The 13,841-nt window shown below is 72.9% G+C and carries 11 protein-coding genes; 5 read left to right on the top strand and 6 right to left on the bottom strand.

Annotated features, from left to right (window positions below; genetic code table 11):
* Positions 1–87: 87 nt before the first annotated feature.
* Entirely contained in the window at positions 88–2,037 is a 1,950-nt protein-coding gene (locus AW16_RS0105065) for a penicillin-binding transpeptidase domain-containing protein (protein WP_029288653.1), read from the bottom strand.
* A gap of 257 nt (positions 2,038–2,294) precedes the next feature.
* On the bottom strand, positions 2,295–3,275 hold the full coding sequence (locus AW16_RS0105060; RefSeq protein ID WP_231495951.1) for an oxidoreductase: 981 nt from the start codon (positions 3,273–3,275) through the stop codon (positions 2,295–2,297).
* Between the two features lie 145 nt (positions 3,276–3,420).
* Between AW16_RS0105060 and AW16_RS0105055 the strand changes: the two genes are divergently transcribed.
* Positions 3,421–3,753, top strand: a complete 333-nt coding sequence (locus AW16_RS0105055) for a YciI family protein (RefSeq protein ID WP_029288649.1) — start codon at positions 3,421–3,423, stop codon at positions 3,751–3,753.
* 97 nt (positions 3,754–3,850) lie between these two features.
* Here the strand turns inward: AW16_RS0105055 and AW16_RS0105050 are convergent, their stop codons facing one another.
* From AW16_RS0105050 to AW16_RS0105040, 3 genes are all read right to left on the bottom strand, one after another.
* Positions 3,851–5,743 carry a hypothetical protein gene (locus AW16_RS0105050; protein ID WP_029288647.1) on the bottom strand — a complete coding sequence of 631 codons (1,893 nt, stop codon included), beginning with the start codon at positions 5,741–5,743 and terminating at the stop codon, positions 3,851–3,853.
* A 171-nt stretch (positions 5,744–5,914) separates the two neighbouring features.
* On the bottom strand, positions 5,915–6,979 hold the full coding sequence (locus AW16_RS0105045) for a hypothetical protein (RefSeq protein ID WP_029288645.1): 1,065 nt from the start codon (positions 6,977–6,979) through the stop codon (positions 5,915–5,917).
* 143 nt (positions 6,980–7,122) lie between these two features.
* On the bottom strand, positions 7,123–8,139 hold the full coding sequence (locus AW16_RS0105040; protein WP_029288643.1) for a LacI family DNA-binding transcriptional regulator: 1,017 nt from the start codon (positions 8,137–8,139) through the stop codon (positions 7,123–7,125).
* 150 nt (positions 8,140–8,289) lie between these two features.
* Between AW16_RS0105040 and AW16_RS0105035 the strand changes: the two genes are divergently transcribed.
* A complete protein-coding gene (locus tag AW16_RS0105035; RefSeq protein WP_029288641.1) occupies positions 8,290–10,221 on the top strand; it encodes a discoidin domain-containing protein in 1,932 nt (643 codons plus the stop codon).
* A 141-nt stretch (positions 10,222–10,362) separates the two neighbouring features.
* On the opposite strand, the gene AW16_RS0105030 is transcribed toward AW16_RS0105035, so the two are convergent.
* On the bottom strand, positions 10,363–11,175 hold the full coding sequence (locus tag AW16_RS0105030; RefSeq protein WP_029288639.1) for an MBL fold metallo-hydrolase: 813 nt from the start codon (positions 11,173–11,175) through the stop codon (positions 10,363–10,365).
* A gap of 154 nt (positions 11,176–11,329) precedes the next feature.
* Between AW16_RS0105030 and AW16_RS0105025 the strand changes: the two genes are divergently transcribed.
* From AW16_RS0105025 to AW16_RS0105015, 3 genes are all read left to right on the top strand, one after another.
* Entirely contained in the window at positions 11,330–11,758 is a 429-nt protein-coding gene (locus AW16_RS0105025; protein WP_029288637.1) for a MarR family winged helix-turn-helix transcriptional regulator, read from the top strand.
* A 182-nt stretch (positions 11,759–11,940) separates the two neighbouring features.
* Positions 11,941–13,272 carry an MFS transporter gene (locus AW16_RS0105020; protein ID WP_034648148.1) on the top strand — a complete coding sequence of 444 codons (1,332 nt, stop codon included), beginning with the start codon at positions 11,941–11,943 and terminating at the stop codon, positions 13,270–13,272.
* Entirely contained in the window at positions 13,269–13,841 is a 573-nt protein-coding gene (locus tag AW16_RS0105015) for an isochorismatase family protein (RefSeq protein WP_029288633.1), read from the top strand. The genes AW16_RS0105020 and AW16_RS0105015 overlap by 4 nt, the downstream gene beginning before the upstream one ends.

The following is a 13,841-nucleotide window of genomic DNA, read 5'->3' as shown; positions in this document are numbered from 1 at the left end:
CCAGTTTCGGACGAGTGAGCGCGTCTGGACTTCGTCTCTCGTCCGAAACTGGCGCGCTCGCTCGGCGCTAGGTGGGTGAGTGCGGGGTCAGCGGGGGATGTTGGTGAGGAAGCGCTCCAGGAGCGGGCCGGCCGTCGTCGAGCCGTAGACGCCCTCGTCGACGAAGACCGCCACGGCCAGGTCGCCCTGGATCGCGATCATCCACACGTGGTTCTTCAGGTCGTCGCCCGTGCCGAACTGGGCGGTGCCGGTCTTCGCCGCGACCTCCCCGCCGGGCACGTCCTGCAGGAACGTCGCGCCGCCCGACGTCACGACGCCGCGCATGAGGCCGTGCAGCTCCTTCGCCTCGTCGGCGGTGAGGGCGACCACGGGTCGCGCAGACTCGGTGGGCGCCGGGGTCGCGGACAGCGAGGCCGTGGGCGTGGGCGTCGCGTCCGACGAGGGCACGACGAGCCGCGGCACCACCGTCGCGCCGTGCGCGACCGACGCCGCGACCGTCGCCATGCCGAGCGGCGAGGCGAGCACGCGCGCCTGGCCGATCATCGTCGCCGCGTGGTCGGTGCCCTTGGAGTCCGAGGGGACCGCCCCCAGGAACGCCGCGAAGCCGAGCGGGCCCGAGCCGGTGAGCCCGAGCGACCCCGCGGCGGCGATCACGTCGTCCTGCGAGACGGTGTCCCGCTGGCCGATGAACGCCGTGTTGCACGAGTTGGCGAACGCGGTGCGCAGGTCGATGTCGCCGGTGTGCGCGCTCGGGTAGTCGGGGAAGTTGCGGAACTCGCGGCCGTCGACCGTGATGCTCGTCGGGCAGGTGACCCCCGAGTCCGCGGACAGGCCCGTGCGCAGCAGCGCGAGCGTCGAGACCACCTTGAACGTGGAGCCCGGTGCGAACTGGCCGAGCGTCGCGGTGGACATCCCGTTGCCGCCCGGACCGCTCGCGACCGCGAGCACGTCCCCGGTCGAGGGCCGGATCGCGACGAGCGCGCTCGCCGGACCGACCTTCGCGAGCGTGTCCTCCGCGATCGTCTGGAGCGTCTCGTCGATCGTCGTGCGCAGCGGCGTCCCGTCCGTCGCGGCGACCTCGAACAGCTGCCGCTCCGCGCCGTCGCCGTCGACCGCGTCCACGGTCATGCCCGGCGTCCCGCGCAGCTGCGCGTCGTACTGCCGCTGCAGGCCGGACAGGCCCGTGGTGTCGCCGGCCGCGACCTGCCCGTCGGACTTCTCGACGATCTCCGCGGTCGCAGCGCCCACCGTGCCGAGCACCGGCCGCGCGAACGTCCGGGTCGGCGCGAGCGGGATCTTGTCGGCGACCGCAGACACCCCGTCGATCGCGGTCAGCTTCGCGACGTCGTACGCCTTGTCGCCGTCGCGGACGACGATCGCCTCGACGAACGCCTTCGACCCGGCACCCGCGACCCGCTTCACGTAGGCCGCCGAGTCGATGTCGAGCGCCGTGGCCAGGGCCTTCGCGGCCTTCGGCTGGTCCGCGGCGGCGACGTGGGTCTTGTCGATGCCGATGCGCTGCACCGCGCGCTCGGTCACGAGCGGCACGTCGTTCGCGCCCAGCACGTCGGCCCGCGCGCCCTGCACCCGGTGCACGACGACCTTCTCGTCGGCCGTGAGGTCCGGCGCGAGCAGCGCGGGGTTCCACGCCGTGGACCACTCGTCCTTCTCGCGGTGCATCGCGCCGACGACGGTGTACGTCCAGTCGTCGGGCGCCGCCATGTCCCACGACCAGTCGAGCTTCACGGTCGCGGCCGTGTCGTCGTCCGGGTCGACGACGACCGACGCGACCTTCACCTCGGGCGTCCGGTTCCCGAGCGCCTCGAACGCCGCCGTCCGCTCGTCGGCCGCCGCCGTGCCGTCCGTCAGGTGCACGGCCGTGAAGCTGCCCGACGAGAGCGCGGCGGCCAACGCCTTCGCCTCGGCCTGCGGCCCGGGCGGCTCGTGCGAGCACCCCGCGAGCCCGGCGACGAGCGCGGCAGCGCTCAGCCCGGCGGTCAGCGCGAGGACGGGGACCCGGCGCACGGCACGCGACATCTGCTCTCCTTCGAGGGGGGTGAGGCCGCCGCTCGTCGCGGAACCTTGCCCCACTCAACCACTGCGGAGCCCGCCGCCACCCGTTCTTTCACCATTCCTCCCCGCGCCCCCGGCTCCCGCCCGGCGGGCGCCGGGCACCCGCGAGCGCGAGCCTTCGGCGCGAGAGTCGAACGTAGAACCCTCGCTCTCGGGCCGGACGCGCGCTCTCGTCGACGCCGACGAGTCACGCGGAGCCGGCGGGCGCGAGCCGACCCCGGTCAGTGGGGCAGGTGGGTGCCTGTGAGGCGCTCGGACTCCTGCCACAGCCATGCCGCAGCGCGCGGGTCACGCATGCGGCGCGTCAGGTGGACCGGGGCGGGCGGGCCGACGAGGCCGAGGGGGCCGGCCGGGCCGAGGTAGGCGCCGTTCGCCACGGCCGGGTCGGTGGCCGCCGCCAGCAGCGGCTCCGCGCCTGCGGCCGCCGACTGCGAGGGCACCGGGAGCACGGTGAACAGCGAGCGGCGCGGCTTGTCGCGGCCCAGGGCGGCCCCCGCGGTCTGCAGGTTGGTGCGCGCGAACCCGGGGTGCGCGGCGGTGCTGCGCAGGTCCCACCCCCGGGCGTCCGCCGCACGCGCGAGGTGCTGCGCGAGGTAGAGGTCGGCCAGCTTGGACTGCGCGTACGCGCGCTGCGGTCGGTAGCCGTGCACCCACTGCAGGTCCTGGTGGTGGATGCGACCCCACAGCGCGACGCCCGAGCTCATGGTGACGACGCGGGGCGCGGGCGACTCGAGCAGCCGTGGGAGCAGCAGGTTGGTGAGCGCGAACGGGCCCAGGAAGTTGGTGCCCAGCTGCAGCTCGAAGCCGTCGACCGTCTGGAACCGGCGCGGCGGGGCCATCACGCCGGCGTTGTTGACGAGCACGTCGATGCGCGGGACCTCGCGCAGGAGGTCGGCCGCGAAGCCGCGCACCGAGCGCAGCGACGCGAGGTCCACCCGGCGCACGTCGAGGGACGCGTCGGGGTGCTGCCCGCGGATCCGGTCCGCCGCGGCCTGGCCCTTGAACCCGTCGCGCACCGCGAGCACCACGTGCGCACCCGCCCCCGCGAGCGCGAGCGCGGCCTCGAAACCGGTGCCGCTGTTGGCGCCGGTCACGACGAACGTGCGGCCGTGCTGGGCGGGGAGCTGGTCGGGGTCCCACTCGTCGGGAAGCTGCTCGTCGGGAACCTGCTGGGCGGGGAGCTGTGCGTCCTCGTCGGTCACACGGCGACGCTGCCACGCGCGCCGGGCGACGACAACCCCACGGCCGGCTGCACGCGGGAGGCACGCAGGATGCGCGACGGGGCCGACCGGAGTGAGATGGGTCCCGCCGCGCACCGCGTGCGGCACCGGACCGTTGGAGGACACGGTGGCCAAGTTCGTGCTCACGTTCGTGCAGCCGCAGGGGCCGGCGCCCGCGAACATCGACGAGATCATGCGCGACGTCGACGCGCTGGACCAGGAGCTGCGCACCGCGGGGCTGTGGGTGTTCGCGTGCGGTCTCGAGCCCGCGGCGCAGACGACGACCGTCCGGGCCGACGGCCGCGACGTGCACGAGTCGACCGGCCCCGTGGTGGCCTCCGACGAGTCGGTCGGCGGGTTCACCGTGGTCGAGGTGCACGACCGTGCCGAGGCGGTCTCGTGGGCCGGGCGGTTCGCGCACGCGACGGGGCTGCCGATCGAGGTCCGCGCCGCGATGTAGCCGGGTGGGCCGGACGACGATCGAGCGGGCCACCTCCCGGTGAGGGGAGGCGGCCCGCTCGTCGTCGGCCTCTAGCGTGAGCCCGCGTGCCGCACGGTCACGGCTGCGGGTACTCCGCGAGGTAGGCCGTGGTCGAGCCACCAGGCGCGGCCGCCGCCGGGCCGCCCACGCCGTTGACGACGTGGTCGATGGTCCCGGCGTTGTTGAGCGACACGATGATCATGTTGCGCAGCTTGACCCCCGCGGTCGTCGGCACCTCGAACGACTGCGTGGCGTGCAGCGTCGGGTCGACGTTCGTGTAGATGTAGCTGCCCAGACCCCACGCCTCGTGCTTCTTCACGTTCGGCGCGACCTTGTACGCGGCCCAGCCGAGCGTCGAGCCGTGCTTCCACGCCGCCTGGTTCGGTGCGTCGTACGGCAGCTCGTTCTGGAAGAAGATCGTCGTGCCGCGCTCGCCGTTCCACACGACGTTGTACTTCTGGTAGTGCTCGGCGAACAGACCCGTCGCGAGCACGTCGTTGCCGTTGACCAGCACGCCGGTCTCGGCGGTGTTGACGGTCCAGCCGACGCCCTGGCCGTGGTCCGCGCGCCACGCCCACGTGTGGTCCACGACGACGTTGTTCGCGTTGACCACGAGCGACTGCGTGGCCTTGCCGACGTGGGCACCGCCGACGCGGAAGAACACGTCCTGCAGCGCGGTCGGGTTGGACGGGTCGGACAGGTGCTGCTTCTTGAGCAGGCCGTCGATCTTCGACAGCTGCGTGCCGACGACGAGCAGCGCGGGCGAGTTCTTGGCACCCGCGTCGAACATGAGCCCGGCGACGTCGATGCCCGGCGCGTCGAGCGTCTGCAGCCCCACGACACCGTTCTCGGGCACGATCGTCGCGAGCCCCAGGCCCAGCACCACCTGGTTGGCGCGCGGCACGAGGATCGTGCGGTCGTTGTCGTAGATCCCCGGCGTGAGCAGCAGGTTCTTGCCCGCGAGCAGCTCGAGGTTGATGCGCTTGACGGAGTCACCGGGCTTGGCGACGTAGAACTTCGACAGCGGCACCGACCGGCCCGGGGTCGAGCCGTTCTTCCACGACGTCCCGACCGAGCTCTTCTGCGCCGCGGGGACGAAGACGTTCCACTTCCCCTTGCCGTCGACGTACAGGTACGGCTTCTCACGCGAGACGGGCGTCGCGGCGATCGTCGTGTACTTGTTGTCGTCGGTGAAGGCACCGCCCGCGGGCGCGCCCTCCACGCCGGAGAACACCTGGTTCCACACGAAGTTGCTCCAGCCCTCGACCGAGCTGTTGCGGGTGATGAACTGCTGCTGGCTCCCGCTCACCACGAACGGCATCTTCGAGTCGGCGATGAACCCGCCGGACGCGTACTGCGGCCCGGCCGTGCAGTAGTCCATGAGCGAGAGGTTGGCGCCCGTGAGCTCGACGCGGCGCATGGGCGCCGCCTGCGACACGGCCCAGAAGTTGGCGCTGTCGCGGCAGCCGTCGCCCCCGCCGACGAAGTTGATCGACAGGTTGGACAGGGAGCGCCAGAAGTTCACGAGCGCGATGCAGTTGGGGTCCGAGCCCTCGGGGACGGGCAGGCAGCGGTTGTAGACCTCGATCGCGCCGTTGATCTTGACGTCGCCGGGGTTCTGCCCGAGCCCTGCGACCTCGGTGTAGTACCCGACCTGGAAGCGCAGCGGGTGCTCGGTGGTGCCGTACGTGCCGGGCTTGAACAGGATCGCGTAGCGGCCGTCGCCCATCTCGGCGTCGACCTGCTGGGCGTGGATCGCGTCGACCTTCGCCTGGATCTGGTCGACCGGCATGCTCGGGTCGAACACGATGGTGTGGGGGCCGAGATCGGGGTCCGACGACGACGAGCCGTGCGCGCTCGCGGGCGCGACGGCCAGGGCGGAGACGGTGCCGGCGAGGGCCACCGCGAGCAGCGCGGAGAGCGCTCTGCGGGGCCGGCGGAGCCGACGTGGGTGCGTGCTGGGCAGCATGGATCGACCTTTCGACGATGAGGATCGACAAGGCCCGTCAGGCCTCCGGACCGTTCGCCATCGTTGGCGTCGGGGGGTGTCGGCTGCCGCGGGTCAGGCCCAACGTACCTTTCGGACAATCCGTGTCAACCCGTACCGCCGCGTAGGTCGGTGAATCGTGTTCACCAGGCATCACGCCGGGTAGTCGCCGGCCGGGCCGAAGTTCGCCCCGAGGTCGACCGCCAGCATCCGCAGGGGCGCGAGCACCGCCTCCCACGACGACTCCGAGGGCGACACCGGCTCCACGTGCACCGCCCTGAGCTCACCTCCGTGGACCAACGTCATCACGTGCGCGACACCCTCGGCGTGCTCGAACTCCCCCTCCGCCAGGACACCACGAGCATCGACACCGACGAACCCCGCGGCCCGCAAGGCCCCCACCACCGCATCCACCGGCAACGGCACCAACAGCCCCGGCTCCTCGAGCCCGCCCACCGGCCCCTTCGCCAACACCATCTCGTCCCACTCACCGTCGCCCGCTGCGCGCACCTCCGGCTCCACCGGCGCACTCACCCACGCCAACGCCGGAGTCACCCGCGCGATCTCAGGCATCGGCGGCAGGTCGGCCTCGAGATAGCCCGTGAGAACAGATGACTCTCGGGACTGCTGCCATGGCCTGAGGTCCCGGGGGCAGCTGCTGGCAACACTCCATGCCAGCCGGTCGGACTCCCCGGCCGCCCCGGTCATGGCCCCGAAGCCGATGCCGGCGCTGTCCTGCACGAAGACGGACCAGTCGATGTCTTTGCGGTCGGGCCAGTGCCATCCGGGCAAGAAGACCACGGTCTGATGACGGAGATTTTCCGCGAAGGGCCTGCGTCGTTCCGTGTACACACCCCAGTAGGACTCGGGCACCAAGCGACCCCAGACCAGGCGCACGTAGTGCACGAGACGATCCCCGGCAGCCGCGGACAGACGCCGAGCCACGGCGTGCGGATGCGACCTCTGTTCCGCGAGCGTCAGCTCTGGGTACCTCGCCGGGACGGCGTCGTCGACCAGGCCCAAGAACCCGGCGCGTGCTAAGTCGAGATACCAGTCGCACATCCGGATCAGAGAAGTGACCGAGGCGTCCATCAGCTCGATCGGGCCGCCCGTCTGCTCCATCCACGACGCCAGCTCCCGCAACATGTACGGCTCCCGCGCGATCACGTGGTCCCGGAACAGCTCTGCCTGGTCCAGCGGGACGTCATGGAACCTCAAGCGCGCTCACCCCGGACCCCGCTCGTCGTCGCCCGACCGAACAACCTGCGCACCGATCCCCCTCGAGACATTTCACCCAGACCCGAACATCTTCGGCAGAGTCTCGACGACGCATGAGCCGGCACGCACGGGCGGTCCGCAGATCACCCGTTTGCTCCAGGCGACGACCGCACGGCGCCCGTCGACCCCCGCACCACCAGCTCGGTCGCGAGCTCCACGTGCAGCGCGTCGACCTTCTGCCGCGCCACGAGTCGGGCGAGCAGGCTCACGGCGATGCGCCCCATCTCCGCGAGCGGCTGGCGCACGGTCGTGAGCTCGGGCGTCGTCGCGCGGCTCACCTCGATGTCGTCGAACCCGGTCACCGAGACGTCGTCCGGGACGCGCAGCCCGCGCTCCGCGGCGGCGTGCAGCGCGCCCACCGCGGTCTGGTCGTTGAAGCAGACGATCGCGGTGGGCCGGTCGGGCAGGTCGAGCAGCTCGCCCGCCGCGCGGTGGCCGTCCTGCGTGGTGGCGTGCGCGTGCCGGACCAGCTCGGGCGGGGGCAGGATCCCGACGTCGACCATCGCCGCGGCGTGGCCCGCGTAGCGGTCGTTGCCGGCGACCCACTCGCGCGGGCCGGCCACAAGGCCGATCCGACGGTGCCCGAGCGCGAGCAGGTGCTGCGTGACCTGGCGCGCGCCGGAGAAGTGGGCGGCGGAGACCGCGGCGACGTCCCGCGGGGGCGGCACGCGCGGGTCGACGACGACGAACGGGAAGCCTCGTCGGCGCAGCGCGACGAGCTCCTCGCCCGGTTCCGGCGGGAGCACCAGGACCGCGCCGGCGACGTCGCGCACCGGCAGCGTCGACAACGGGTGGCCCGCCTGCGCCGACTCGCCCGCGTCGAGCAGCATGGTGCGGCCGTGCAGGTCGAGCGCCTCCGCGACGGCGGAGACGATGGGCCCGAAGTAGTCCGAGAGCACGTACGGGCAGCGCACGAACACCGGGCCGCTGCGGGCGCCCGTCGACGCGCGCGGCACGGGGGCCGTGGTGCCTCCGGCCGCGAGCGCCTGCTCGACACGGGCGCGGGTCGCGGGTGCGACGTTGTCGGCGCCGTTGAGGACGCGCGAGACGGTGGCGATGGAGACGCCGGCCTGGGCGGCGACGTCGCGGACAGTGGGCATGTGTTACATCCGCCGTTTCATCGAAGGGAACCGTTCGCTGCAGTTGACATGCGCATCGTCGCGGGGTGTTCTGTACGGTTGCAACCGGTTCGCCCGATGTTACAGGTTGTTTCACTCGGGCGGCCCCACGTCTACTCGATGGAGAGTGAGATGAGGAGAACCACCCTCGCGCTCGTCGGCGCCACCGCCGCGATCGCGCTGGCCGTCCCCCCGGCGGCCGCGCACGACGACCGGCACGGCCACCCGACCGGCGGCGCGACGCCGCAGGCCCAGGTGTGGGTCACCACGGTCGACCGGTCCGAGCTGCTGCACCAGCGCGCCTCGGTGCCGTTCACGCAGGGCTCGTCGGATCTCTCGACGATCGTCGTCGACCCCGACCAGACGTTCCAGACGATGGACGGGTTCGGCGCGTCCATCACGGACTCGTCGGCCCACGTCCTGTCCGCGCTTCCGAAGACGCAGCGCGACGCCACGATGAAGAAGCTGTTCGACCCGCGCACGGGCATCGGCGTGAGCTTCCTGCGCCAGCCCGTCGGCTCGTCGGACTTCACCGCCGAGGCCGAGCACTACACGTTCGACGACGTCGCCCCTGGGAAGACGGACTTCGCGCTGAAGCACTTCTCGATCGCTCACGACGAGAAGCAGGTCCTCCCGCTGCTGCGCCAGGCCAAGAAGCTCAACCCGCAGCTGACAGTGCTCGCGACGCCGTGGAGCCCGCCGGCGTGGATGAAGACCGGCGACTCGCTCGTCGGCGGCCGGCTCAAGGACGACCCGAAGGTCTACGACGCCTACGCCCGCTACCTCGTGAAGTTCGTGCAGGCGTACGCCCGCGCCGGCGTCCCGGTCGACTACCTCACCGTGCAGAACGAGCCGCAGAACCGCACGCCCAGCGGCTACCCCGGCACGGACATGCCGGTCACGCAGGAGATCAAGGTGATCGAGGCGCTCGGCCCGCTGCTCAAGAAGGCCAGCCCGCGCACCAAGATCCTCGGCTACGACCACAACTGGCAGACCCACCCCAACGACGCCGCGAGCACGCCCCCGGGCGAGGACCCCGGGACGGACTACCCGTACCAGCTGCTCGACAGCGCCGCCGCGAGGTGGGTCGCCGGCACCGCCTACCACTGCTACTACGGCGACCCGTCGGCGCAGACCGCGCTGCACGACGCGTACCCGCGCAAGGGCATCTGGTTCACCGAGTGCTCGGGCTCGCACGGGCCCGACGACACCGACGCGCAGATCTTCCGCGGCACGCTCACGTGGCACGCCCGCACGCTCACGATCGGCACCCCGCGGAACTGGGCGAAGTCGGTGGTCAACTGGAACATCGCGCTCGACGAGAACGGCGGCCCGCACAACGGCGGCTGCGACACGTGCACCGGACTGGTCACCGTGCTCGACGACGGGACGGTCCGCACCGACGCCGAGTACTACACGATCGGCCACCTCTCGAAGTTCGTGAAGCCCGGCGCGGTCCGCATCGGGTCGACGTCCTTCGGGACCACCGGGTGGAACGGGCAGATCATGGACGTCGCGTTCCGGAACCCCGACGGGTCGACGGCGCTCGTCGTGCACAACGAGAACGACGACCCGCGCTCGTTCGCGGTGCGCGTGGGGTCCCGCTCGTTCGAGTACACGCTGCCCGGGGGTGCCCTGGCGACGTTCACCTGGCCGGCGTCGAAGGCGCTGCGCTCCGACCTGCGGTCGGTCCCGGTCTCGTCGGCCACGGCGTCGGTGAACGCGGGTGACGCGGCGCTCGCGGTCGACGGCGACGCGTCGACCCGCTGGTCGTCGGGAGCCGCACAGGAGCCGGGTCAGTACCTGCAGGTGGACCTCGGGCGCGTGCGCACGTTCTCGACCCTCGACGTGGACTCCGGGGACAACCTCGGCGACTACGCACGCGGGTACACGGTGACGACGAGCCGCGACGGGCACATCTGGCACCAGGTCGCGGCCGGCACCGGGACGGGCCAGCTGCTCCGCCTCGACCTCGGCCGGACGACGGCCCGATACGTGCGGGTCACGACGACGGCGTCGTCGGGCTCGTGGTGGAGCCTGGCCGACATCCGCGTCTACCGCTGATCCCGCCCGCCGTCCGCGCCGAGTGCGCGGGTTTCCGACGAGTGCGCCAGTCTGGACTGCGTCTCTCGTCGGAAACTTGCGCACTCGGTGGGCGGGGCCGGACCGGGCCGGCCAGGTCAGGCCTGGTCAGGTCAGGCCTGGTCAGGTCAGGGAGTCGTGGTCGCCGCGGGTCCAGGCGGCGTGGCGGGCGGCCGAGCGCAGGACGACCTCGCGCGCGTCCGCCGGGATGACACCCTCGAAGTTGTTGTACATCCGCTCGAACGGGCGGCGCGCGACGTGGGCCGCCACCCGCTCGGCGACCGCGCCCGACAGCGGGATGCGGTTGGGGTAGCTCCGCATGAAGCTGACCGACGTGCGGTCGGGGTTGGCGAAGATCGTGTCCCCGCTCAGCAGCGCGCCGCGCCCGTCGGCCCCCGCCGCCCAGTGGACCACCGCGCTGCCCGGGAAGTGACCGCCCGGCTGGGACAGCACGACCCCCGGCAGCACCTCGAGCTCGCCGCGCCACGACTCGATCGCCGGGTCCTCGCGCGCCACCCAGTGCCGGTCCGCCTCTGCGACGAGCACCGGCACGCCACCCACCGCGCGCGACCACTCGACCTGCACGCCGAACATGTGCGGGTGGCTCGCGACGACGGCCACGACCTCCCCGAGCGCACGCACCGCGGCGACCGCCTCGTCGTCCACGTACCCGAGCGGGTCCCACAGCAGCATCCCGACCGACGTCCGGACCACCTTGGACTCCTGGCCGATCCCCACGCCGGGCGAGGTCGTCAGCCCGAAGAGGTCGGGCTCGAGCTCGCGCACGTCGACGTGCGTGCCGGCGGCCGCGAGCTCGTCGAGCGTGGTCCACGACTGCCCGGACGCGGGCACCCACTGCCGCTCGTCGGCGCACACGGCGCACACGTCGACCCGCTCCCCGTGCTCGACGCCACACGTCGCGCAGATCCACCACATGCGCCCCGAGCCTGCCCGCGCCGACCGCGCCGAGCAAGCGGTTGGTTTCGTTCAGCCGGTCCATGGCGAGACCACCTGCTTGCTCGGCGGACCCAGGACGCGATCGACAGGTTGGACTGTGCAGTTTGGGCTGTCGAGGCGTACCGTCGATGGCGTGCCCACCACCACCGCCGCGGACACGGCCACGCAGGTGCGCGTCGTCTTCGGACGGCTGCGCCGCCGGATGCGGGAGGTCGCGCAGGCCGACGACCTGTCCGCGAGCCAGCTCGCGGTGCTGATCCGGCTCGGCAAGGGCGAGGTCGGCACCGCCAGCACGTTCGCCGCCGCGGAGGGCGTGCGGCCGCAGTCGATGGCCGCGACGATCGCCGTGCTCGACGAGCGCGGGTTCGTCACGCGGGTCGCGGACCCCGACGACGGTCGTCGCCAGCTCGTCGTCCTGACGGACGCGGGCCGCGAGCGCGCGGCCGGCGACCGCGAGGCCCGCGCGGAGTGGCTCGCAACCCGCCTGGCGGCCCTGCCCGACGAGGACGTGGCGACGATCCAGCGCGCGATGGACCTGCTGGACGAGGCGACGGCCCGGTGACGCGGGCGGCCGGCCCGAGCGCGGCCGCCCCGCGCGAGGTGGGGGTTGCTGCGCCGGACGGGGGCCGTTCGCGACGGGAGGGCCCACGTCGACGGGACGAGGCGCCCGCGGCGGGCGCGACCGGCGGGGTCGGGCTCGACGGGGCTCCGGCCGGGCGGTTCGACCGCCGGCTCGTGCCGCCGATGGTGCTCGGGTCGCTGCTCAACCCGGTCAACTCCTCGATGCTGGCCGTCGCGCTCGTGCCGATCGGGATCGCGTTCGGCGCCCCGCCGTCGGCGACCGCGTGGCTGGTCACGGCGCTGTACCTCGCGACGTCGGTCGGCCAGCCCGTCGTCGGCCGGCTCGTCGACACCTACGGTCCGCGGCCGCTGTTCCTGTCGGGGACGGCGATGGTCGGGGTCGGTGGCCTGCTCGGGGCGTTCGCGCCGAACCTCGGCACGCTGATCGCCGCGCGCGTCCTCATCGGGCTCGGCACGTGCGCCGGCTACCCCGCGGCGATGTACCTCATCCGCAGCGAGTCGCGGCGCACGGGGCAGGAGAGCCCCAGCGGGATCCTCACGCTGCTCGCGGTCACCAACCAGGTCGTCGCGGTCGTCGGGCCGACGCTCGGCGGGCTGCTCATCGCGCTCGACGGCTGGCGCGCGATCTTCACCGTCAACGTGCCGCTCTCGGTCGCGTGCCTGGTGCTCGGCACGTGGCGGCTGCCGCGGGTCCCGCGGGCGGCCGGGCCGAGGCCCGGGCTGGACCTCGCGGGGATCGCGCTGTTCGGCGCCGCGCTCGTGACCCTGATGCTGTTCGGCATGCACCCGCGCACCGGGACCGCGTGGCTCCTCGTCGTGACCGTCGTCGCGGGCGTGGGGTTCGCGCTGCGGGAGCTGCGCACGCGCGAGCCGTTCATCGACCTGCGCGTGTTCGGCGGCAACCGTCCGCTGCTCGCGACGTACGTCCGCCAGGTGCTCGCGCTCACGGTGTCGTACTCGTTCCTGTACGGGTACACGCAGTGGCTCGAGGCCGGGCACGGGCTCACGCCGTCGCAGGCAGGGCTCGTGCTGCTGCCGATGTTCGCGGGCGCGATCGTCGTCACGACCGTGTCCGGGCGGCGGCCCCAGGTGCGCGGCAAGCTCGTCGTCGGTGCGGTGTCGCTCGTCGTCGCGTGCGCACCGCTGGTGCTCGTCGGGTCGACGACGCCCGTGCCGCTGCTCGTCGGCCTCGCGCTGCTCGCGGGCGTGCCGCAGGGGCTCAACAGCCTCGCCAACCAGAACGCGCTCTACCACCAGGCGGATCCCGCGCGGATCGGCGCGGCCGCCGGGCTCCTGCGCACCTTCACGTACCTCGGCGCGATCGTCGCCTCCGCCGCGAACGCCACGTTCTTCGCCGACGGCGCCACCACCTCAGGCCTGCACGACATGGGCTGGTTCTGCCTCGCGGCGGCCGGCCTGCTCGTCGTCGTCACCCTGCTGGACCGCTCGCTGCGCGGCCTCGGCACCCCCACCCGCAAGGAGACCTCCGCATGACCCTCTCGACCATCGACCCCACCAGCGCGCTCGTCGTCATCGACCTGCAGCGGGGCATCGTCGCCGCCCCGACCGTCCCCCACACGGCCGCCGAGGTGGTCGAGCGGACCGCCCGCTTGGCCGACGCGTTCCGGGCCGCGGGGCGGCTCGTCGTGCTGGTCCGCGTCTCGCGCGCGGCCGACGGTGCCGACGGGGCGCACGGCCGGACCGAGCGCGGCCCCGCCGCGGCACGGGCGGAGGGCTGGGACGTGATCGTCGACGAGCTCGCGGGCCACCCGCAGGACGTCGTCGTGACCAAGCGGAACTGGGGCGCCTTCTACGGCACCGACCTCGACCTGCAGCTGCGTCGCCGCGGGATCACGCAGGTGGTGCTCACCGGCATCGCGACGAGCATGGGCGTCGAGTCGACCGCGCGGGCGGCGCACGAGCACGGGTACCACGTGACGCTCGTGACCGACGCGATGGCCGACATGGTCGGGACGAGCCACGAGCGCGCGGTCGAGGCGATCTTCCCGCGCCTGGGCGAGACCGGGACGACGGACGAGGTGCTGGCGCTCGTCGGCGCGTGA

Origin of the sequence: Cellulomonas sp. HZM (genome assembly GCF_000708885.1) — a bacterium.
Taxonomy (GTDB): Bacteria; Actinomycetota; Actinomycetes; order Actinomycetales; family Cellulomonadaceae; genus Cellulomonas.
Note: the sequence above shows the minus strand (reverse complement) of the source record. Positions and strands in the feature narration are given on the sequence as shown.